The organism is Micromonospora yasonensis (assembly GCF_026013475.1).
In the GTDB taxonomy this organism is placed as follows: domain Bacteria; phylum Actinomycetota; class Actinomycetes; order Mycobacteriales; family Micromonosporaceae; genus Micromonospora; species Micromonospora yasonensis.
This window is the reverse complement of record NZ_JAPDPH010000001.1, coordinates 14,136-34,656: the sequence shown is the minus strand read 5'-3', so window position 1 is coordinate 34,656 and position 20,521 is coordinate 14,136. Positions and strand designations below refer to the sequence as shown.

Here is a 20,521-nt window from a genome sequence, read left to right as displayed (position 1 = left end):
GTCTTTGTACGTATCGCTGCCCCTATCAGGAGGTTTGGAGTGGGCAAGGCATTGGTCGTGGCCTGGGGTCACGAGTTCGTGGACGAGGTGGTGGACGCCCTGGGCGACGCCGAAGTGGACGTCGTGGTCGGCAAGCCGGCCGTCGCGCAGTGGCGCGGCGCGCCGCTGGTGCTGGTCGACGCCCGCGTGCTGACGCTGGCGGCCGGGATGCCGGCGCACCCGCGGATGGTGGTCGTCGCTCCGGAGAAGCTGGACGGTGACCGGCTGGCCGCCGCCGCCCGCGGCTGGCAGGCCGAGTACCCGGACGTGCCGGTGTACCACCTGCCGACCGGCGCGCAGGCCGTCTGGCAGTTGGTCGCCGAGGCGGCCAACGGCCAGGCGGCCGAGGTGCGGATCGGCGTGGTCGGCGGCCACGGCGGCGCCGGGGCGACGTCCCTGGCGGTGGCGCTGGGGCTGGTCGCGGCCGAGGAGGGGCGGCGCACGCTGCTCGTCGACGCGGTCGGGCGTGCCGGCGTGGACGACCGGCTGGGCACGCCGGCCGACGAACTGCGCGTGGTCGACGAGTCGTTCCGGCCGCTGCGGGCGGTCGAGCGGCACGCCGCCGAGGTGAAGGTGGTCGACCTGGACCGGGCGCTGGACGCCGGCCAGGTCGAGGTCGCCCGGCAGTGTGACCTGGTGCTGCTGGTCGCCAACGCGGGGCGCAACCCGATGGCCAGCCGGTGGGTCGCCGCGAAGCTGTCCGAGCAGGGCGTGCGGTGGGCGCTGGAGCCGACGTGGATGCACGACACGGTGGCGCAGGAGATCGCCCGGGAGTTCGCGGTGCGGCTGCTGGACGAGGTGCCGCTGGAGCCGCCGTCGATCTTCTCGGACGGGCGGGTGCACCTGCTGGATCGCTGCCCGCTCCTCGACCTGGCGCGGGACCTGCTGCGCAGCGCGCCGTACGCCGCCGCCCGGGTGGCGGCCTGACCGTCCCCGGCGGGTGCCGTACATTGACGTTGTATGGCATTCGGCCGTGGGAGGAGAGGAACAGTGAAGGTGAACCAGGCGAAGTTGAAGGCGGTCACGCGGCGGATCGCGGCCGACCTGATGACGCCGGGCCCGGTGGAGATCCCCTCGATGGTGGGGCTCAAGGAGCTGGTTCGCATGTTCGGCGTGAAGGACAACACGCCGTATCAGTGGCGGTCGAAGGGCCAGCTGCCCAAGGAGGACGGCGAGGTCAGCAACAACCCGCAGTGGAAGCTCATGACGATCTACGCCTGGGCCGAGAAGACCAACCGGAAGATCGTGTGGGACCCGTGGGACGTCCTGGAAGCCGACGACGAGGCGGCGTAGAGATGAGCAGCGCCGATCCCATTGCGGCCCTACACATCCGGTGTAGGGTGCCGGAAAACGCACCGACCCCGCCAGGCGGTCATCTGGCGGGGTCGAAGGTGAACCCGGAACGGAGAAGAACGGGTCGCAAGCGCATCGTACGCCAGTTCGGGCGACGGTGCGCTGGCGGCGCTGCACAGAGAGGCCGCCTGCATGGTGGACCGGTGGACGGTCGAGCGCGCGGTCAGGAGCAAGGAGTGCGACCTGGAGCCTCCTGGTCGGCACCTCGTCCTGACGCTGCTCACCTGGTGCGACCCCAAGACGGCGATGATCCCCGAGCGGTTCACGCCGAGCCTGACCGATCTCCAGCACGCGACGGGCATGGTCCGGTCGACGGTCACGAAGTGGCTCAACCGACTGGAGGGCAAGGACGGGGAGGACGGCGAGGAGCGCCCGGAGCGCAAGTGGGTGTGGCGCGAGCGGCCGACGGTCGCGGACGCCCGGCGCAAGAAAGCGAAGACGTGCTATCGGCTGGACGTGCCGCCGGACCTTCTGCGCGTGCTCATCGAGAAAGGGGTAGTTGGTCCGCGTGCCGGACCAGCCGCGCCCGAATCGCCCGGGTCTGGTAGTCCGGTGGACGGACCAGCGAAGGGCCAAGTTGGTCCGGCACGCGGACTAGAGCTAGTCCGCCAGACGGACCGAGTTAGTCCGCCACGCGGACTCAATACATACAGAGAACCAATGGAACCGGTTGGGCGCCGTGCCGCGAGCGGTGTCGACCACCGGTACGTCGAGGGGCCGAACGGCGCATGTGCCCATCCCGGGTGCAGGAAGTCGGCTCCGCTGCACGGGCCCGCGCTGCGGGCCGTGCCCGAGAAGGGAAGGAGAGTGATCGGGGAGTGAGGGTGTACCTCGCGCCGGTCGACGTCGCGCAGTGCGCGACGTGCAGCGGCGTGCTCGTGGCCGCCGGAGACGACTGGCGGCACCGCGAGGGCACGGGTTGCACCGAGCTGGCCGAGCCGGTGATCTGCCGGTACCCGGACTGCGGCCTGCCGGCCGCTGTCGGGAGTGAGGCTTGCGCGGGCTGCGCGGGTGCTTTTTCGTCGGCCGTAGGTGTCGGGTCGCAGTGTTCGACGGCGACCGTATAAAGTCTATGTAGGACGTTCGTTCACGTGGAAAGGAACGACATGAGTTCGAGGTTCATGCCAGCCAGCCGGAAGAAGGCGAAGGCGCGGGTCGCCCTCGCCGGGCCGAGCGGTGCCGGCAAGACCCTGACGGGGTTGAAGCTGCTCTACACGCTGACCGGCGCGCAGACCGTCGCCGACGGCATCGAGCGGATCGCGTTCGTCGACACCGAGCGGGACTCGGCGGACAAGTACGCGGTCAACCCGGAGCTGCCGGGCGTCGGCGACATGACGCCGGACGAGGCGGGCGGCTACGGGTTCTCAAAGATCAGCCCGGTGCGGTACGACCCGCGGCAGCTCGTGGAGCTGATCGACGAGGCGGCCGTGGCCGGGTTCACGGGCTTCATGCTCGACTCGGCGTCGCACTACTGGTTCGGGCCGGGCGGCATCCTGGAGCTGGTCGACCTGTTCGCCCGCAACCACGGCGGCCGGTCGATGGACGGCTGGAAGGACGTGCGCCCGATCGAGCGGGCGTACATCGAGGCCCTGATGAGCTTCCCCGGGCACGTCGTGGTGTGCCTGCGATCGAAGCAGAAGTACGAGATCACCGAGGGCAGCGACGGCAAGAAGCAGGTATCCAAGCTGGGCATGCAGCCCGACCAGCGCGACGGGCTGGAGTACGAGTTCGACCTGGTGGGCGACCTCGACCAGGACCACTACCTGCGGGTGACGAAGAGCCGGTGCGTGGCGCTGTCCGACCAGGTGATCCACAAGCCGGACGCGGAGCTGGGCCACCAGCTGCTCGACTGGCTGGACAACGGCGAGCCGCCGAAGGACCTCGACTGGCCGAAGGCCCTGGCGGCGTGCGCGTCGCGCGAGGACCTGTCCGTGCTGTGGCAGCGGGCGCAGCGCCTCGGCAAGACGCAGAAGCTGCGGGACGCCTTCAACGCGCGGGGCGCGGAGATCGCCGCCGCGCGGCGAGCGGCCGAGGCCCCGGGCACCCAGCTCGACAACGCGCTGACCGAGGCGGCCGGCGCGCGCAGGTCCGACCCCGACGCGTCGGAGGAGGCTGGAGCGCAGCAGGTCCGCGACGCCGGGCGGATGGCGCGGGCCAACGGCCGGCAGCCCGAGACGGCGGGAGCGGCCCGGTGAGCGCCGTGCAGCAGCAGGCCATGCGGGCAGCGGTGTTGAAGGCCCTGATGGACGAGGTGCGCAAGGCGTACGACGCCGCGCGGGCCGAGGCCGACAGCAGCCTGGTGGAGCTGAACGGCGAGCTGGGCGTGACGACGATCGAGGTCCGGCTGCCGGGCTACGGCGCGGCCGTGGCGCAGGTGACGCTGACCGAACCGAAGACCGGCTTCGTGGTCGACGAGGGCAAGTTCGTCGACTGGTGCAGGTTGGAGCACCCGACCGAGGTGCAGACGACCGTCCCGGCGCCGGTCGACACGGTGCGGCCGGCGTTCCGCAAGGCGCTGCTCGGCCGGATGCGTGTCGAGCAAGACGGGACGGTGGTCGACGGCGAGACGGGCCGGGTCCTCGACTTCGTGGAGGTCGCGGAGCCGCCGCCCCCGTCGACGACGCTGACCTTCAAGAAGGGCGGCCGGGAGGAGGTGGCGGCGGCCTACCGGGACGGTCGGCTGGCGCTACCGGAGCTGCTGGCGTTGCCGGCGGCCGAGCAGGAGTGAGCGGGTGCGGGGCCGGGCGGGGGGCGACCTTCGCCCGGCCCCGCTCCACATCGGAGCCGGGGAGGTGGGCGGTGGCGATCGACGCGCGGCTGGTCCGTGAGGGCCTGGTCGACGTAAAGGCGTTCGCCGCCGCCGCCGAGGCCGGCCCCGTCGGGGTGTGCGACTCCTGCGGCGGGCTGCTCGACGGCTCGGTGCCGGAGGGCGGCGGCCTGGTGTGGCTGACGACCAACTGCCGGGGCTGCGGGCGGGAGCGGACCGCGCCGGGCGGGCGGGCGCTGCCGCGCCCCGCCGGCCGGCGGCCGGGCCCGCCGGCGTGGCTGCTGGAGGCGTCGGCCGAGCTGGACGCGCGGCGGCTGGGGGAGCGGCCCGAGTCGCGGCCTGTGTGACCCGCTACACGGCCCGGAGCGTACATAAAACTTGTATGCGAGACTGCCGTCCGCATACAATGAAGTTGTACGTTCCGCCCCATCATGCCTGTTAGGAGAGCCGAGATGCTGAGCTACGAGGAGATCCTGGAGCGCGCCCTGATGGTCGCCCTGGAGGGCCTGGACCTGGAGATGGCCGCCGAGTCGGCCGGCGACGAGCCGCTGACCGACGACGACAACGAGCCGGTCGAGATGCGCGAGATCCAGACGCTGGCCGACGCGGGCTTCATGACGCGGGACAACGGGGTCGTGATCCGGCTGACCGACGGCCGCGAGTACACCCTGACCCTCAACCAGTACCGCTGACCGAGCCGGCGGGCGCGCCTCGAGCGCGCCCGCCTTCTTCGTGCCCGACCCGACCCTGACCTGAGGAGAGACATGAGCGACCTGATCTGCACCGAGCGCCTGGTGATCCCGACCTTCAACGCTGAGTTCGTGCCCGAGGAGGACCACGGCCCGTGCGCGGGCGCCGCGGTCGCCCGCGTGGTGATCGAGCACGACGGCGAGAAGTGCGGGGACGGCGGGCTGTGCCTGTTCGACCCGGAGGAGGGCCTGGAGCTGGACCCGTGGACGCAGGAGCGACTGCTGTGCGCCGGCCACCTGTACGAGCACGAGCGGGCGGTGGCCGAGCGGGGCGAGCTGGTGGGGGAGACGCTGACCCGCCTGTGACGACCGAGGAGAGCCGCCCGGGACCCCGGGCGGCCTCGACCTGTTGGAGGGGAAACCGATGGAGAGCAAGACGGTGCCGGACGTGCCGGCACTGCCGACCGGCGGCCGTGCCGCCGAGGCCGCCGGGTAGGCCGGCATGGTTCACGTGGAGAAGGTCGACGTGCCGGAGCGGCCGAGCAAGGGCGCGTGGGTGTCGGTGTGGCTGGCGTTCGGTGCCGGCATCGCGGCATCGCTGGCGGCGAACATCGCGCACGCCGGTGCCGGAGGCGTCGCCCGTGCCGTCGCCGGTTGGGCGCCGCTGGCGCTGCTGCTGTGCTCGGAGGTGATGACGCGGGTGCCGGCACCGCGGCACAAGCGGCTGCGGCGGGTGCAGGTCGCCAGCACGGTGATCGTCGCCGGGGTCGCGGCGCTGGCCAGCTACCGGCACATGAAGGGCCTGGCCCTGGAGTACGGCGAGGACGGCCTGACGGCGAGCACGCTGCCGCTGTCCGTCGACGGCCTGGTGGTCGTGGCGTCGATCGGGCTGGTGGTGCTGTCGCAGCAGCGGCGCGAGGCGGACGCGGCCGTGCGTGCCGCCGCCGTGGCCCGTGCTGCCGAGCAGGAGGCGTTCCCGGCTGCCGTCGCCGCGGCCCCGGTGCCGCCGCCCCCGGTGCCGCAGCCCGAGCCGGTGCCGGTGCCGCCGGCCGTCGTGCCGGAGCCCGTGCCGGTGCCGCACCCCGTACCGGTGCCGCGTGCTGCCGAGCCCGAGCCGGAGCCGGTGCCGCCGGACCCGGACTCGGAGCCCGAGCCGGAGCCCGTGCCGGAGCCGCCGGACCCGGAGCCGGTGCCGCAGTCGGCGCGGGTGCCGCTGCCGTCGCTCGACGTGGTGGTGCCGCCGGAGCCGTGGCCGGCCCGGCAGCCGGTGCCGCCGCCGGACCCGTACCGGGTGCCGGCGGACGGTGCCGACGAGAACGCGGCGGCGCGGAAGGTGTGGCGGGACTCGCTGGCGGCCGGGGAGCCGCTGACCGGCAAGGCGCTCGGCGATCGCTTCAAGCGGAGCGAGCGGTGGGGGCGGAACCGGATCACGGAGGCCCGGAAGGAGCTCCAGGCCGAGCAGGAGGCCGGCGGCGATGTCGCTGGCGAAACCGACCAGCAGGACGCCCGGTTGCCGGTCGGCGCCGGGGTCGAGTAGGAGGAGAGACAGATGGTGTCGATGGCGATGATCGCGGCCGAGCGGGCGGCGCAGTGGGACGACAGCCCGTACGCCTGGGTGATTACCCGGGACCGGGCCCACGAGCTGCGCGGCGGCGAATCGGAGGTCGGGACGGCCGGGCCGGGCAAGGCGACGGACGAGATGGTCGAGCGGGCCCGGACCGTGGGCCGGCCGTGGCGGATGCTCGACGAGGGCGACGTCGACTGCGACCGGGCCGACGTCGACCCGGGGGAGCGCGGCGTGGTGTACGAGGGGCTGATCTGGACGGCGGGGGAGCCGGGCGGCGAGGAGGACTTCGGGCCGCTGTACGACTTCGGGACGCCGAACTACGGCTGCGTCGAGATCCAGTACCGCGAGGGCGACCGCTGGGTTTCGCTGTAGTGGCGATCCATCCGGTCGCAGTGGTTGAATGTGACCGGCTTCATCTCAGGGAGTCGCTCGGATCGCTGGGCCGGTCAGCAGAGCCGTCGGGGGACAGCGCAATCTGACCGGCCCGGTAACGAGCAGAGGGCCCGGCACCCATGTCAGGGGGTGCCGGGCCCTTTCGTGTCGGGGTTGCGCCGTCGGGGTAGGGGGGTACGGTGTCCGGGACGCGACAGTTACGCGTTGGTAACTCCTATGCGCGTGTACGTAGCACGGTGCTATGGGGCACTGCTAGCTTATAGGCCGGTCGAGTTCAGGCCGGCCTTTCGTGTGGGGGTCAGACGGTGCGGTGCTACGGGTACGACGAGACGGGCAGACAGATCATCGACGCCGAGGCGACGGTGATCCGTGAGGTCGTGAAGCGGGTCCTCGACGGGGACAGTATGCGGTCTGTCGTCGCGGACCTGCGGGCGCGCGAGGTCGCGACGTCCGCCGGGCGGCCCTGGACCCAGCAGTCGCTGTCGCGGCTGCTGCGCAACCCGCGGCTGGCGGGCCTGAAGACGTACCACGGCGAGGTTGTCGGCGACGCCCCGTGGCCGGCGATCATCGACCGGGACACGCACCAGAAGCTGCTGGCGCTGCTGGACGCCCCGGAGCGGAAGCAGCCGCACGCGACCAACCAGCGGAAGTACCTGCTGTCCGGCGGGTTCCTGGTGTGCGGGTACCCGCTGCCCGACGAGGCCGGGACCGGCACGAACATCGACGGGAAGCCGCTGTACACGCAGCCGAGCAACAGCGGCAAGCGCGGGTACGTGTGCCGGGCCGGCAGCCCTAGCTACGGGTGCGGGCGCATCCGGATCGCGGCGGAGAGCCTGGAGGAGGAGGTCGCCGCCCGGGCCCTGGCGCGGCTGGCGTCGCCGAAGATCCGGGCGCGGCTGGAGCGCGCGGTCGGCTCGGCGAAGGACGGCGCGGCGACGATGGAGCGGGTGCTCCAGGCGATCGACGACCGCCTGGCCGAGGCCGGCCAGGCGTACGCGCGGCGGGAGATCAGCCTGGTGACGCTGACGGCGATCGAGGCCGAAGCGAAGCGCGAGCAGAAGCAGGTCCGCGAGCGCATCGCCCAGGCGGCGCGGTTGCAGGCGCTGCCGGCGACGACGCCGGAGGGCCTGTCCGAGTGGTGGGTCGACGCCCCGCTGGAGCGGCGCCGCGAGCTGCTGGCTCTCGTCCTGGACCGGATCATCGTGAAGCCGGCGACCCGGGCCGGTGCGTCGCAGCTCGACCTCGACCGGCTCGAGTTCGTGTGGAAGTAGTGGAGTGATACTGCTCCACAACGGACTATCGGCTCGAAGGCGTCCCATGTAACCAGAATTCGGGAATCTTCTTTCACTGTGGACAGTTGATCTGTTGCGCTCCGTTTCGGCGTGCCTATGATCCTCTTCGTTCGATCTTTCAATGGCCCTGCTCAAGTCGCCCGCCCTATGGGGTCACAGTGGGATGGCTAGCGCATCGAGACGGACGGGGAGCTGCACGTTGCATCGCAAGCGCATGATCGAGATCCACAAGCTGGCGGAGCGGATCGAGGCCGAGCTGGCATCCGGCCGGGCGGACGACGCCGACCTCAGCGATGAGCAGGTGGAGAAGGTCGCAGAGGTGCTGCGGCCGGCGCCGGTCGAGCTGCCCAGCATTGCCCGCCGGGTGGTGCGCCGCAGCGCGGGCTACGTGGCGGCCGGCCCCCTGGCCCCGACGCTCCTCGCCTCTCTGGCCTGCGCTGTTGCGTGATGCGCTCCACGGTCACCCGTACATAGATTATTGACGCCAAGATCGTTTTTCGACTACAATGAATGTGTACGTTTTGGTACTCGTTCACTGTGGAGGAAGCGATGACCGCGACTGCTACCGCGAAGCGGCCGGCGAAGGGCAACAAGGGGCCGGTGGTGCGGACCATCCCGGTCGCCAAGATCGAGGCGGACCCGGACCAGCCGCGCAAGCAGTTCACCGAGGAGGAGCTGGCCGAGCTGGCGGCATCGATGCAGAAGCTCGGCCAACTCCAGCCGGTCGCCGTGCGCAAGACGGCGAAGGCGGGCCAGTACCGCCTGGTCGTCGGCGAGCGGCGCTGGCGGGCCGCCCAGCAGGGCGGCATCGAGGAGCTGCACGCGATGGTGTGGGAGATGGACGACGAGACGGCGTTCATCGCGCAGGTGGCGGAGAACGTCAACCGGCAGGACATGACGCCGATGGAGGAGGCCGCCGCCTACCAACGCCTCGCGCAGGCCGGCTGGGAGACTGAGCGGATCGCCGAGCTGTTCGGCAAGAGCCAGCCGTACATCGGGTGGCGGATCGACCTGCTCGGGCTGATCGACGACGCGAAGCAGCTCGTCGCCAAGGGGCAGCTGCAGGTGGGCGTCGCCTGGTACGTGTGCCGGCTGTCGGCCGACCAGCAGCGGCGGTTCCTGGTGAAGTGGGCGCGGGGTGAGTTCAGGTCGGCGCGGGACGCCGAGGAGTTCGCGAAGGCGTGCAAGTTGGCTGAGGAGCAGGCGGGGTTCTTCCAGATCGACGAGGAAGAGCACAGCGAGGAGAAGCAGGCGGAGGTCGTCGCCAAGCGGAAGAAGGTGGTCAGCAAGATCGACCGCCTGGCGGCGGCCGGCGAGATCCTGGCCGAGCTGGCGGCGATGGACGCGGAGGAGCTGGCGAAGGTCCTCGCGGGCGCCGACGGCGGCGTGGCGGCGTACCGGCAGCGGGTCGACCACCTGCGGACGGCGGCGGGGAAGGTGTCGGCGAAGCTGCGCAAGGCGCAGGCCCTGGCGGCGTCGGTGACGGTGGAGCTGGACCCGGAGGCTGTGGTGCAGGTGCCGGCCGCGGTCGTCGACGTGACGTCGGTAGGACCGATCAAGGTGGACCCGAACTGCACGTGGGAGGGCCACGGCAGCGCGGTCGACGAGGCCGGGTTCTGCCCGGTGTGCCAGCACTGAGCTGAGCGGCCGGTGACAGTGGACGCCCCGGGGGCTGACCCGGGGGGCGTCCCGCGTTCCGGCGATACCTGTGCGGGCGCAATGGGAGTGCGTATGCTCCGGGCGTGGACGGCTGTTCGCGTGGAGCACTCTGATGCCGGTCGTCGGGCCGATCGACCTGCCGCCGTGCGGGGTCTGCCGGCGCGGCCGGGTCCGCGTGCGTCGCGGCGACCGGGACCCGGTGGTGCTGTGCCTGGCCTGCGACGGCGGGCCGCTGGTGGACAAGGCCCGCGCGGTGCTCTCCGACGGCCAGCGGCGGGCCTTGAACCTGTGAGGCGGCCTCGTCGTGCCCGCAGGCTATACGGTCGCAGTTTGACCGTACGTGTCCTGTCCGATACAATGTTTATGTACAACCCTCGACTGTTGGAGGCGATCGGTGCGAGACGAGTGGTCAGGGTCCTGTGGGCGTGGCCGCTGCCGTCCGGGTCGGCCCGCCTACGGCAGTCGATGCGGCGAGCGCAGGCCGAGCTGTACCGGCAGGCGCGGATGTTGAACGCGGTCCCGCTCGGACCGGCGGCCTTCCGGGTCGCCCGACGCGCGGTGTTCGACACCCATGCCGGTCCGGCGCTCGTCGCGGAAGTCAGGGCAGCCCAGCTGCCGAAACCGAACGGAGAGGGGGACAACTGTGTCCGCAACTTGTACGGCCGCAATGCTCGACTGCGGCCACGTATTGGTTAGGGGTGAGGCGCGATGAGCCTCACGGCCCAGCAGGAAGAGCAGGCCCGGCAGGTGAAGGCGGCCCTGCCGGGCTACCTGGCGGTGCGGGAGACGGCGGCCGCCGTGCTCCTCGCAGCCGGGAAGGACATCGGGCTGCGCCTGGACGAGCGCGACGCCCGCGACCTGGCCGAGGCCGTGGTCGACGCGATCCACAAGGGCGCCGAGGTGCGCGGGATCGCGTTCGCCTGCGACGTCGCCGACATGGAGCTGGCCGCCCACCACCGGTACCTGCTCCCGCGGGCGAAGGCGGAGGCCGAGGCCGGCGACCCGCTGGCCCGCCGGGTCCTGCACGACCTGAAGAAGTACGTCGAGGGCGCGGCAAAGCTGCGTGACGAGCTGGTCGAGCGGCTGGCCCGGGTCGGCGGGCAGTGGATGGCCGAGCGGCAGAAAGTCGTCGCGGTGGTGCCGATGCCGGCCCCGGACAAGGGCCAGCACCGGGCGAAGGCTGCGGCGTAGTGGCCGACGAGCCGCAGACGGCGCGGGACCGGGCGCTGGCCCGGGCCCGCGCCACCCGGCGCGAGACGGGGGCCGAGCCGCCGCCGCGCCGGGGTCGGCCGATGGGGACCCGGCCGCCGGCGGACGCCCCGCCGATCGACGACCGGGTGGCGACCCTGGCCACGAGGTACCTCGTCGACGGCTACAGCGCCGACGAGGTGGCCGAACGGCTCGGGGTCGACCGCAGATGGTGCCGGGGGATCGCCGCCCGGCTGCGAGGAGGGAGGTAGCCGATGACCGACCAGGTAGCGGCCAGCCCCGACGAGGAGCCCGTGGAGTGCGAGGACTGCGGACGTCCGCTGCGGACGCCGCGGGCCCGCGCCGAGCGGGTCGGACCGAAGTGCCGCCGCAAGCGGCTGTTAGCGACGGGAGGAGCAGCGTGAGCGTGATCCTGAGGCACGAGGGCGGGATCTACGTGCCGATGGTGGAGGCGACGGCGAAGATGCCGCTGCCGCCGCTGCCGGACAGCCAGCGAGCCGACGCCGGGAACGGCGAGCCGATCGAGTGGCTGGAGCTGCTGACCGTCCACGGTCCGCCGTCGGTGGTCGCGTCCGCGCTGGACGCGCTGGGCGCTCACCTGGACGAGCTGGTCCCGTTGATCGGGAAGCTCTACGACGACCACGAAGAGCCTCAACATGGAGGTTGAGTTGCAGCTGTTCACGAACCGCTACCAGCGGTTCAGGCCCGACCAGGGCGCGCCCGTCCGGACGACGGTCGGGAAGCCCCGGTTCCAGTTGCCGTACGACGTCGCCGGGTTCGCCCGGCTCCTCGCGCCGACGTACGGGATGCTGCGGATGCAGGAGGGGCCGTACCGGCACATCTACCTGGAGCGGCTGGAGGCCGCCGGGGTGGACCTGATCTCCGAACAGCTGGCGGAGATCGCGGACGCGGCCGGCAGTGACCGCCTCGTCCTGCTGTGCTTCTGCGACCTGAACGTGCCGCCGCCGGACAACTGGTGCCACCGGCGCATGTTCGCGGCGTGGTGGGAAGACCAGACCGGCAACGAAGTACGCGAGCTGGACCGGCGGCGGGAAACGCCGGCAGCGACCTTGTTCTGACGACGAAGGAGTTCACGTGGAACTGACTCTTGACCGACCGGAGGCGAGCGTGCCGCTCGACTTCGATGTGACGCTCCAGCCCGGCGAGTCCGGGTACTTCTCGGGGGAGTGGCTGGAGTACCCCTACGACGGTGGCCGCCGGTTCGAGTCGGCGTACGCCGGCACGCTGGTGAAGCGGTGGAACGGCTGGGCGGTGTGGTCCTGCGTCCGCGAGGTGGCCGAGGCGATCGTGACCGACCAGGAGATGTCCCGGCGGCACAACCGGGTGCTGCTGGCGCACTCGGGGCTGTCCGGCGACAAGCTGGAGCGGTACCTGGACCAGGACGTGCCGCCGATGCGCTGGGAAGGCGACGTGATCGTGGTCGAGCGCAAGGCGCTCGGCGAGGAGGACCTGCGCATCGAGCCGGACGAGCACGGCCGGTACGTTGTGATGGGCGGCCACTGGATGTGGGAAGAGGTGCCGGTCGACGCGGCCGACACGGTGCACGGGGTCGCTGAGCGACCGTAGCCGTACAGCTGGGGGCCGGTCCGCTGGGCCGGCCCCCTTCGCTTGGGCAAGATCAACGGTGATCCCGGGGGGATCACGGCGGGGAACAGAGGGCTACAAGCGGCCACAATGGAGCACGAGTAGACACAAGCTGAGCAGGCCGGATACGATTGGCGCAGGTCAGAGGTCCGCAGCCTGGGGGTTCAAGTCCCCCCTCGGACACCACTCTTCGTGCCAGATCACGGGAGCTCACCACCGTGGTGGCTCCCGATGAGGGCACCGCGTAGCAGCCGTGCAAACACCGAAGATCAGGGCTCTCAGCGCCACGCGCTGAGGCCGCGCGAACGGCTGCGGCGGTCACCATGACGGCCGCCCGGCAACCACCCCGCCGACGCCTCGACGAGCAGATCATCGGCGCGGTCATCCCCACCCCGCTTCCTCGCCCGGCACCACCACCGGCTCCAATGCCGGAGCTGCCCGCACCGCTTCCAGCTGCGCGGGAACCGGTCGAGGACATCGTCTTCGACGTGGCCCGCCCGGACGCCGACGGCCGGGTCGCCGCCCGGGCGCTGCTACGGGTGCTGGGCTGGCCGTCCGGTCACCGCCTCCACACCGACGTCACCGACGGCCTTCTCCTGATCACCGCCGCACCCGACGGCACGCACGCCGTCGGCGCCCGCGGGGCGCTCCCGCTGCCCGTCGCGGCCCGGCAGATGTGCGGCATCACCTCGCACCAGGTGGTGCTGCTGGCGGCGATCCCTGCCCGCGATCTGCTCGTCGTGCACCCCTCGAACACCATCACGCGGCTCCTCGCGGACCTGCACGCCGCCGTCCTCGGAGGCCCCTCTCATGCCGGCTGATCCGTCACGCATCGTCACCGCCCGGCAGATCCTGGCCCACCTCGGCCTCACCCCGGCCGACCTCGCCACCCACCCCGAACCGTCGCGCCGCATGCCGACGCTCGCCGAGTACCTGCCGCGGGTCGCGGCCGCGGCCAGCCCGGGCACCCGCCGCACCTACGGCACCTACTGGAACCGCATGGCCGGCACCCTCGGACACCTGCGGCTCGACGAGGTGACCGCCAGCGACATCGAAGCCCTCATGCGCCAGGTCACCGCCACCGCCCGCTCCCGACGCACCGGTCGGCAGGGTCGCCATGCCGGGGAGCACGTCATCGCGGCCGCCCGCGCCGTCTACCGCCGTGCCATCGCCGACGGCTACCTCACCGCCGCGGACAGCCCCGCCCATCGGGTCGCCAAACCACGCCGGCTGCCCAATCCCCGCCGCGCCCTCACGCCCGGGGAACTGCAGGACATCAACGTGGTCGCGCGTACCAGCGGCAACGACGTCATCCTCGACGCCTTGCTGCTGCGCCTGCACACCGAAACCGCCTGCCGACGCGGCGGCGCCCTCGCCCTCCGACTGGTCGACCTGGACACCCGACACGCCCTGGTCCGCCTCACGGAGAAGGGCGGCACCCTGCGTTGGCAACCCATCACCCCGATCCTGGCCGTCCGCCTACAGGAACACGCCCAGGCTCGCGGTGCGGTCCTGCCCACCGACCGGCTGCTGCGCTACCGCAACGGCCAGCCCATTACCAGCCGCCGCTACGACCACCTCTGGAAACGCATCGGCGAACGCCTGTCGTGGGTCGCCGCGCAGGGCATCTCCACCCACTGGCTGCGGCACACCACCCTGACGTGGGTGGAACGCCATTTCGGCTACGGCATCGCGCGTGCCTACGCCGGCCATACCGACCGCCGCGGTCCCGCGACCACCACCTACATCAAGGCCGACCTGCACGCGGTCGCCGCCGCCCTCGCCGCCATGACGAGCGAACCACACCCACTCGCCTCCACGCGCCCCTTCGGGGTAGGCGGCGGTCGTTTCGCTGGCGGCGGGTAAGGCTGTTATGGCTGCGCCCACGCGCTCCAGGACACCACCCAATCCCGGTCGGATCGCACCGACGGCAGCGGCTGCTTCCCGAACAGCACGGCGTCGATCGCCTCCGCAGCTGCCCGCATCTCAGCCTCTGGGTCTCCCAGCGGCTCACACACCACACGCAGGAGGTCACCGTGCACGAGCGTCTCGCTCGGGTGGCCCGTCCGTTGCCTGATCAGCGACCGAATCGCCTTCCGTAGAACGGCGAGCTGATCACCGGGCACGCCCCGCACCTCCGCGTATCCGTGCTTGTGTACGGCTTCGAAGACGAGCTGCGCGACCACCGGTACCCGCTGGTCGACGGCTGGCGCGGGGAACAGGCGATCCATCAGTGTCAGGCAGCGCCGGCACGTCGGCGCGAACGCCAGCTCACGGTACCTGCTGAGCGCTCCACCGTCACCGCCGACCATCACCGCCCAGATCCGACCGCACATCGTCGTGTTCGCCCACACCGGATCCCGCAGCGCCGCGATGTCGTACCGGCGCAGGGCCTCCTCCCGGTCGCTGTTCGCCGGGTCGAAGAAGTAGTCGGGCACGGCACCGCGACCAGGCTCCGCTTGCTCGTGGCGGCGCACGAGGTGCACCGCCTGACCGCCGCTGACCCCCACGAGAAGGAGGGAAGATTCCCCGGCGCGGACGACATTCGGTCCATGGAGCCCGTCAGCCATGTCAGCAGTATGCCGGCAACCACCCGCCCCGCTGGGACCCCGACTTGCTCCCCGCCGGCAGATCTGGCAGCAGGGCGTCGAGCGAGCCTCCGCCCGCACCACAGGGTGACTGGGTGTACGACGAGCAGGTCGTGGGTGACGAGAGCAGCGAGCAGCACCGGCTGGCGGGATTCGAACCGGCGCATTCACCGGGCGGGCGCGGGTAGCGGCAGCTCACCCCGGCCGCCTACTCGATGCCGGCCGTCTGCCGAGGACCCGGCCACGACCATTCCCTGGCATGGCTGGATGTCGAGGCGATGGCCCGGCTCAGTGTTGCCATCGGTGTCGGGCGCGGGTGGGCAGGACGGCAGGGACGAGTGGGCGGACGAGCTGTCCGCCGTGTAGGTGGGCAGGTCGTGTCATGCCGGCGACAACGGCAATTGCGGTCTCGGGTCGCTGGACGAGCTTGATGGCCCAGCGGGCCACGAGGTCGAGCAGGCCCACAGGGTCAGGCGCTGAAGGTTCAGACACAGCCGCCCGCCGAAACCGTCTGTTCCGGAGATCCGCAGCCAGCATGCCCGGCGGGATAGCGTGCTGCGGCGGCACCCAGTTGACCAACCACCACCAGCCGGCCCAGCATTACCGTTCGATCCAGCTGGTCCTTTACCTCACGCAGCGCAGCCTGCGGAGGCGACTTGTCTGCCTCAACGCACCCGCCGACGAGCTTGCCGCTCGATTGGTTGCTGCTGCTTCCTGGCGTCGCGCGCCCGCCGATTCTTCCGCCCTCTGCCTGCTTCCCGTTTGGGCCGTACAGTGCCTAGCCGTGGGAGATCTTGTCGGGACCCTCGCCGCTGCGGTCGGGGTGTTCGCGGGCACGAACATCGACGACATCATCGTCCTGACCGTGCTGTTCCTGTCTGCCCGGGCGTCGGGAAAGCCTCATCCGTGGCAGATCTGGGTGGGCCAGTACGTCGGGGTCGCAGCCCTGGTTGCCGCCTCGGCCGTGGCCGCCCTCGGCTTGACGCTCATCCCTGACCAATGGGTGGGTTTGCTGGGCCTGGTCCCGTTCGGCCTCGGCGTGCGGGGCCTCATCGGGGCGATCCGCAGCCGGAGTGACGAGGAGCTGCCCACTCCGGCTGTGGCTGCTGGCCTGGCCTCCGTGGTCGGAGTCACGGTGGCCAACGGCGCGGACAACATCTCCGTCTACACCCCCATGTTCCGAACGATCGGCGTCACCGCCAGCTTGGTCACGGTCGCCGTGTTCGCTGTCGGGGTCGCTGTCTGGTGCCTGGCGGGATCCTGGCTCGGCTCCCACCGCAGGGTGGTCGACGTCGTCGAACGGTTCGGACACTGGATCGTGCCGGGCGTGTTCATGCTGATCGGTGCCGTGATCGTGCTCAAGTCCGGGGTTCTCGCCCGGCTGATCTAACACCCCTCCTGCAGGCTGCCCTCCGCCGCCCCTCACGTCGCTGGAGCGGGCCAGGGCCAGGGCGGCCAGGTGGAGCACCCTACCGGACATACGATCCGATCACCCTGGCCCTGGGTCTGCTCGGCTTGCTGCTGGCGCATGCATCGGCCTAGATCCGCTCCGTCGCTGCCGGGGTCGACCGCAGGGTCGCGGCGAGGGGGATGCCGCCAGCGTCGGTGATGACGTGGAGTTTCGGGCCCGGGCGGCGGCGGTCGACCGGGCTCGGGCCGGTTTTGAGCCCCCTTTGAGCGTCCGGATGTGGGAGGCCGTCGATCACCGCCCGGGACATGTTCAGTTGACCGGCGGCGCGGAGCTTGCCCAGCAGCACTTCGTGCAGTCGTTGCCACACGCCGGCGTGGTTCCAATCCCGTAGCCGCCGCCAGCAGGTCATCCCTGACCCGAACCCGAGTTCCTGAGCATGAACTCCCACGCGATCCCGGTGTAGAGCACAAAAAGACCCCTGCGTCGCAACCCAGTCGAGGACACGGAGTCGGGATGAAAATCGGCGGAAGGGCGGTTGTCGTTGCACGTGCCCCAGCGGAACTCAGTTCGGGGCGCACAGCGAGACCCTCGACCCGAAGGAAGCCTGATGAGCGAGACCCTCGAAGTCACCGACAATCCTGCCGAGAAGCGCTATGAGGCCCGCCTCGGCGGCGCACTGGCGGGGTTCGCTGAGTACATCCGAACGAGCAACTTGATCGCATTCGTGCACACAGAGGTGGATCCCCGGTACGAGGGCCGGGGGATCGGCGCCGCACTCGTCCGAACCTCCTTGGACGAAGCGCGCGCGGCCGGCCTCCCTGTGCTGCCGACTTGCCCGTTCTATGCGGGCTGGATCGCCCGTCACCCCGACTATCAGGACCTCGTCTACCAGAGCCGGAGCCGCGTCGCGGATTGATCGAGGCGGACGTCGCGACGCCGTCGGCATGGCGCCGAATGCGCGGTCCAAGCGCAGACGAACAGGGGATTCCTGGGCGGCGGACCAAGTCGGCGCGGCGGACGGCTGGGACAATCGTCACTAACCGGCGTGTTGACCGCCGCACGGAGCACCCTAGCGAAGCTCCCCGGCGTGGACGCGGCAAGCAGACTCAGCGTGGTCGTTGATCGACGTTACGAGCGGGGAGGTCGCGTCAGTGTGGGCCGGCGGCTTGGTGAGCCCTAACTGCTGTCCACCACCATCGGCGCCCCCATCAAGCCCGCAGTCCAACGGCTCGCCTGGCTCGATCCACTACGGGATCGATATTTCGGGCTTCAATGACGGCGTCTGGCTGATGGTCATCGTCCTGCTCCAGAGGCCGGCGGCGAGGTCGGAGCAGTCTTTAGACGGTGCGCCGTCCTGGAGCCGGGTGGCGGGCCTCGGTCAGGGGGTCACCGGCCCACCCGAGCACAGCAGCGCGTCGGTGAGCTCGAACAACGCGCCCGCCCGACGCGGCCAGACACCGGTAGAAGTCCCGACGAAACTCGGCCAACCTCGCTGCTGGATCCTCCGCCGACCCGACCGCCCACGTGTCGTATCGAGCAACACGAGGCTATCCAGACGGTCTCGATGACGGTCGCCCAGTCCTGGCTGCTGCAGCACTCGCCGAGCATTATGCTTATCCCGGACACCTTGTCGGTCGCCCACCTGCGCGAGAACATCGCCGGCGCGGCCCTGGCCCTGCCGCCTGACGCCCTCGCCGAGCTGGACCCAACTTGAGCAGTGGACACCGCGCAAAGGCGTCGTAGCCGGCCGGTTTGCTCGTCTCCACTCAGTTGCGCGATGAGGGCCTAGCTACCATGAAGTACCAGGTCAAAGGCATGATTGCCGGGAACGGCCGTCGGGCCTTCTGTCACCCGGTCCCAGCGCATACCCAGAGATCGTGAATGACTGGAGTTCGACATGAGCGACACGCTCGACTGGAACGCGAAGACCATCGCGGAGTTCCGAGCGAACGAGGGCAGGGTTGGCGGGAACTTCGAGGGCGCTCCACTGGTGCTGTTGCATCACCGCGGCCGCAAGAGCGGGCGGGAGTACGTCAACCCGACGATGTACCTCCCGCACGAAGCCGAGCCGGACGTCATCTACGTCTTCGCAACCAAGGGTGGAGCGCCCACCAACCCGGACTGGTACCACAACTTGGCCGCCGCCGGTGTCGGCAATGTCGAACGCGGAACCGAGACATACAAGGTGGCCGTCCGCGAATTGACCGGCGCTGAACGCGACCGCGTCTACGCCGAGCAAGCGCGGCGGTACCCAGGATTTGCCGAGTACGCACGCCAAACTGCTGGAGTCCGCACCATTCCTGTGCTCGAACTTAGTGCTGCTCGGCGTTAATTCGTCGGGGGTTGGGTCCAGGCGGTGGGGTCGTTGAGGTAGAGGCCGCAGGCGCAGTCGAGTGCTTCTTCTGGGGTGCCGGCGGTGTGGCCGCTGGGCAGGAACGAGTCTTCGTATCCGTCCTTGCTGGCCAGGTAGATCGCGAAGCCCCACTGGTTGGCGTAGCCGCCGTAGCGCAGCCGGAACAGGGGCAGGGTGGTGCCGTCGGCGAGTCGTCCGTCGACGTAGGCGAACACGCCGCGGTAGCGCACCGACACCGTGGTCAGGGCAGGCCAGTGGGTGCGGGCGTGAGCGCCCAGGCGTTGGCGTAGCGAGGTCTTGGTCGACTCGGGCGGAGGCTTGGCCACGACTGCCATAGTGCCGCACCCGGCGGCGTGTCGGTGCGGGCGCTGCGGCGTGTGGGGTGGCAGAACATGCCGATGCCCCCGACAAGCCCCTACGTGATCGCCCTCGATCCTGATGAACGTGGCGCGCTGCAGGCGTTGACGCGCCGGTCTACCAGCGCGTATCGGCTGGTGCTGCGGGCACGGATCGTGCTGGCCGCCGCGGACGGCGTCACGAACACGGCGATCGCCTCCCGCCACGGCGTGCACGTGGACACGGTGCGCAAGTGGCGGCGGCGGTTCTGGCAACGCCGGCTGGAAGGGCTGGCCGACGCGGACCGGCCCGGCCGCCCGCCGGTGTTCACCCCGGTGCAGCAGGCGCAGGTCAAGGCCCTGGCCTGCGAACTGCCGGCCGACCACGGGGTGCCGCTGTCACGCTGGAGCGCGGCCGAGCTGGCCGGCGAGGCGGTCACCGCGGGGATCGTCGCCGACATCTCCGGCTCCACGGTGGCACGTTGGCTGGCCGCTGACGTGATCAAGCCCTGGCAGCACCGGTCGTGGATCTTCCCGCGGGACCCTGACTTCGCCGCCAAGGCCGACCGGGTGCTCGACCTCTACGCGCGGACATGGCAGGGCCAGGCGCTCGGCGCCGACGAGTTCGTGATCAGCGCGGACGAGAAGACCTCCGTCCAGGCCCGCTGCCGCTGCCACCCGACCCTGCCCCCGGGGCGGTCGAGGCTGATGCGGGTGGAGCACGAGTACGACCGTGGCGGAGCCCTGGCCTACCTGGCCGCACTCGACGTGCACCGCGGCAAGGTCTACGGCCGCTGCGAGCCGACCACCGGCCTGGCCCCGTTCGCGCGGCTGGTCGAGCAGGTCATGACCCGCGAACCCTACGCCTCAGCACGGCGGGTGTTCTGGATCGTCGACAACGGCTCCTCCCACCGCGGACAGGCGTCCATCGACCGCATGACCGCGGCGTGGCCCACCGCGACCGTGGTGCACACCCCGCTGCACGCCAGCTGGCTGAACCAAGTGGAGATCTACTTCTCCATCGTGCAGCGCAAGGTCGTCACCCCCAACGACTTCTACGACCTGGCCGACGTCGAGAACCGGCTCGAGGCGTTCCACGACCACTACAACCTCGGCGCACGACCGTTCAACTGGCGATACACCAAGAAAGATCTTGACGCACTCCTCAAACGCCTCGCCACCCACACGCCCCTACCCACCGCCGCGTGACCCCCGACGAATTAACGGCAATGAGCACTTAGGCGGGCGTAGCCCAGACCCG

At 70.8% G+C, this 20,521-nt stretch carries 28 protein-coding genes and 1 pseudogene; 26 read left to right on the top strand and 3 right to left on the bottom strand.

All coding sequences use genetic code 11. The annotated features are described in order from the left end of the window. The first annotated feature begins 39 nt into the window (after positions 1 to 39). The 21 genes from ONA70_RS00195 (at position 40) to ONA70_RS00095 (ending at position 14,439) form a co-directional block, all read left to right on the top strand. Positions 40 to 966 carry a hypothetical protein gene (locus tag ONA70_RS00195; protein ID WP_265004222.1) on the top strand — a complete coding sequence of 309 codons (927 nt, stop codon included), beginning with the start codon at positions 40 to 42 and terminating at the stop codon, positions 964 to 966. Between the two features lie 63 nt (positions 967 to 1,029). Then, positions 1,030 to 1,332: a hypothetical protein gene (locus tag ONA70_RS00190; protein WP_265004221.1), complete on the top strand. Its 303-nt coding sequence runs from the start codon at positions 1,030 to 1,032 to the stop codon at positions 1,330 to 1,332. Positions 1,333 to 2,498: 1,166 nt separating this feature from the next. Further along, positions 2,499 to 3,587, top strand: a complete 1,089-nt coding sequence (locus ONA70_RS00185; RefSeq protein WP_265004220.1) for an ATP-binding protein — start codon at positions 2,499 to 2,501, stop codon at positions 3,585 to 3,587. After that, entirely contained in the window at positions 3,584 to 4,120 is a 537-nt protein-coding gene (locus tag ONA70_RS36640) for a hypothetical protein (RefSeq protein WP_141722635.1), read from the top strand. The genes ONA70_RS00185 and ONA70_RS36640 overlap by 4 nt, the downstream gene beginning before the upstream one ends. Positions 4,121 to 4,191: 71 nt before the next feature. Further along, positions 4,192 to 4,506, top strand: a complete 315-nt coding sequence (locus tag ONA70_RS00175; protein ID WP_265004295.1) for a hypothetical protein — start codon at positions 4,192 to 4,194, stop codon at positions 4,504 to 4,506. Positions 4,507 to 4,611: 105 nt separating this feature from the next. Beyond that, positions 4,612 to 4,851 carry a hypothetical protein gene (locus tag ONA70_RS00170; RefSeq protein WP_265004219.1) on the top strand — a complete coding sequence of 80 codons (240 nt, stop codon included), beginning with the start codon at positions 4,612 to 4,614 and terminating at the stop codon, positions 4,849 to 4,851. A 72-nt stretch (positions 4,852 to 4,923) separates the two neighbouring features. Further along, positions 4,924 to 5,214, top strand: coding sequence for a hypothetical protein (locus ONA70_RS00165; RefSeq protein WP_265004218.1), 291 nt, complete (start codon positions 4,924 to 4,926; stop codon positions 5,212 to 5,214). Between the two features lie 136 nt (positions 5,215 to 5,350). After that, positions 5,351 to 6,385, top strand: coding sequence for a DUF2637 domain-containing protein (locus ONA70_RS00160; RefSeq protein WP_265004217.1), 1,035 nt, complete (start codon positions 5,351 to 5,353; stop codon positions 6,383 to 6,385). A 12-nt stretch (positions 6,386 to 6,397) separates the two neighbouring features. Then, positions 6,398 to 6,787: a hypothetical protein gene (locus ONA70_RS00155; RefSeq protein ID WP_265004216.1), complete on the top strand. Its 390-nt coding sequence runs from the start codon at positions 6,398 to 6,400 to the stop codon at positions 6,785 to 6,787. A 326-nt stretch (positions 6,788 to 7,113) separates the two neighbouring features. Next, positions 7,114 to 8,079: a recombinase family protein gene (locus ONA70_RS00150; protein ID WP_265004215.1), complete on the top strand. Its 966-nt coding sequence runs from the start codon at positions 7,114 to 7,116 to the stop codon at positions 8,077 to 8,079. 235 nt (positions 8,080 to 8,314) lie between these two features. Beyond that, positions 8,315 to 8,548 (top strand): hypothetical protein, encoded by a 234-nt coding sequence (locus ONA70_RS00145; protein WP_123243096.1) that lies wholly within the window; start codon positions 8,315 to 8,317, stop codon positions 8,546 to 8,548. Between the two features lie 101 nt (positions 8,549 to 8,649). Then, positions 8,650 to 9,738: a ParB/RepB/Spo0J family partition protein gene (locus ONA70_RS00140; RefSeq protein ID WP_265004214.1), complete on the top strand. Its 1,089-nt coding sequence runs from the start codon at positions 8,650 to 8,652 to the stop codon at positions 9,736 to 9,738. Between the two features lie 133 nt (positions 9,739 to 9,871). Beyond that, positions 9,872 to 10,051, top strand: coding sequence for a hypothetical protein (locus tag ONA70_RS00135; RefSeq protein WP_265004213.1), 180 nt, complete (start codon positions 9,872 to 9,874; stop codon positions 10,049 to 10,051). A 416-nt stretch (positions 10,052 to 10,467) separates the two neighbouring features. Next, the gene (locus tag ONA70_RS00130) at positions 10,468 to 10,950 is read left to right on the top strand and encodes a hypothetical protein (protein ID WP_265004212.1); all 483 of its coding nucleotides are present in this window, start codon (positions 10,468 to 10,470) and stop codon (positions 10,948 to 10,950) included. Beyond that, positions 10,950 to 11,219, top strand: coding sequence for a hypothetical protein (locus ONA70_RS00125; protein WP_265004211.1), 270 nt, complete (start codon positions 10,950 to 10,952; stop codon positions 11,217 to 11,219). Before ONA70_RS00130 ends, ONA70_RS00125 begins: the two co-directional genes overlap by 1 nt. 3 nt (positions 11,220 to 11,222) lie before the next feature. Then, positions 11,223 to 11,372, top strand: coding sequence for a DUF6011 domain-containing protein (locus tag ONA70_RS00120; protein ID WP_265004210.1), 150 nt, complete (start codon positions 11,223 to 11,225; stop codon positions 11,370 to 11,372). After that, positions 11,369 to 11,635, top strand: a complete 267-nt coding sequence (locus tag ONA70_RS00115; RefSeq protein WP_091331518.1) for a hypothetical protein — start codon at positions 11,369 to 11,371, stop codon at positions 11,633 to 11,635. The genes ONA70_RS00120 and ONA70_RS00115 overlap by 4 nt, the downstream gene beginning before the upstream one ends. Continuing rightward, the gene (locus ONA70_RS00110; RefSeq protein ID WP_265004209.1) at positions 11,625 to 12,047 is read left to right on the top strand and encodes a hypothetical protein; all 423 of its coding nucleotides are present in this window, start codon (positions 11,625 to 11,627) and stop codon (positions 12,045 to 12,047) included. The genes ONA70_RS00115 and ONA70_RS00110 overlap by 11 nt, the downstream gene beginning before the upstream one ends. 16 nt (positions 12,048 to 12,063) lie before the next feature. Then, positions 12,064 to 12,555, top strand: coding sequence for a hypothetical protein (locus tag ONA70_RS00105; protein WP_265004208.1), 492 nt, complete (start codon positions 12,064 to 12,066; stop codon positions 12,553 to 12,555). Between the two features lie 341 nt (positions 12,556 to 12,896). Continuing rightward, positions 12,897 to 13,394 (top strand): hypothetical protein, encoded by a 498-nt coding sequence (locus ONA70_RS00100; protein ID WP_265004207.1) that lies wholly within the window; start codon positions 12,897 to 12,899, stop codon positions 13,392 to 13,394. Then, positions 13,384 to 14,439 carry a tyrosine-type recombinase/integrase gene (locus ONA70_RS00095; RefSeq protein ID WP_265004206.1) on the top strand — a complete coding sequence of 352 codons (1,056 nt, stop codon included), beginning with the start codon at positions 13,384 to 13,386 and terminating at the stop codon, positions 14,437 to 14,439. Before ONA70_RS00100 ends, ONA70_RS00095 begins: the two co-directional genes overlap by 11 nt. A 5-nt stretch (positions 14,440 to 14,444) precedes the next feature. On the opposite strand, the gene ONA70_RS00090 is transcribed toward ONA70_RS00095, so the two are convergent. Beyond that, positions 14,445 to 15,143: a hypothetical protein gene (locus tag ONA70_RS00090; protein WP_265004205.1), complete on the bottom strand. Its 699-nt coding sequence runs from the start codon at positions 15,141 to 15,143 to the stop codon at positions 14,445 to 14,447. Between the two features lie 589 nt (positions 15,144 to 15,732). Between ONA70_RS00090 and ONA70_RS00085 the strand changes: the two genes are divergently transcribed. Next, the gene (locus ONA70_RS00085; RefSeq protein ID WP_265004204.1) at positions 15,733 to 16,551 is read left to right on the top strand and encodes a cadmium resistance transporter; all 819 of its coding nucleotides are present in this window, start codon (positions 15,733 to 15,735) and stop codon (positions 16,549 to 16,551) included. Positions 16,552 to 16,732: 181 nt separating this feature from the next. Here the strand turns inward: ONA70_RS00085 and ONA70_RS00080 are convergent. Continuing rightward, positions 16,733 to 17,046, bottom strand: a pseudogene (locus ONA70_RS00080) (transposase); the annotation flags it as partial. 73 nt (positions 17,047 to 17,119) lie between these two features. Between ONA70_RS00080 and ONA70_RS00075 the strand changes: the two are divergent. The 3 genes from ONA70_RS00075 to ONA70_RS00065 all read left to right on the top strand — a co-directional run bounded on the left by ONA70_RS00075 (position 17,120) and on the right by ONA70_RS00065 (position 18,904). Further along, a complete protein-coding gene (locus ONA70_RS00075) occupies positions 17,120 to 17,488 on the top strand; it encodes a GNAT family N-acetyltransferase (protein WP_406601122.1) in 369 nt (122 codons plus the stop codon). 648 nt (positions 17,489 to 18,136) lie between these two features. After that, positions 18,137 to 18,286, top strand: coding sequence for a hypothetical protein (locus tag ONA70_RS00070; RefSeq protein ID WP_406601120.1), 150 nt, complete (start codon positions 18,137 to 18,139; stop codon positions 18,284 to 18,286). A gap of 183 nt (positions 18,287 to 18,469) precedes the next feature. Further along, entirely contained in the window at positions 18,470 to 18,904 is a 435-nt protein-coding gene (locus tag ONA70_RS00065; RefSeq protein ID WP_265004202.1) for a nitroreductase family deazaflavin-dependent oxidoreductase, read from the top strand. Here ONA70_RS00065 and ONA70_RS00060 read toward each other — a convergent pair. Beyond that, positions 18,901 to 19,251: a hypothetical protein gene (locus ONA70_RS00060; protein ID WP_265004201.1), complete on the bottom strand. Its 351-nt coding sequence runs from the start codon at positions 19,249 to 19,251 to the stop codon at positions 18,901 to 18,903. The two genes, ONA70_RS00065 and ONA70_RS00060, sit on opposite strands and share 4 nt — an antisense overlap. A 66-nt stretch (positions 19,252 to 19,317) precedes the next feature. On the opposite strand from ONA70_RS00060, the gene ONA70_RS00055 reads away from it, so the two are divergent. Next, positions 19,318 to 20,469: an IS630 family transposase gene (locus tag ONA70_RS00055; protein WP_265004200.1), complete on the top strand. Its 1,152-nt coding sequence runs from the start codon at positions 19,318 to 19,320 to the stop codon at positions 20,467 to 20,469. Positions 20,470 to 20,521 lie beyond the last annotated feature (52 nt).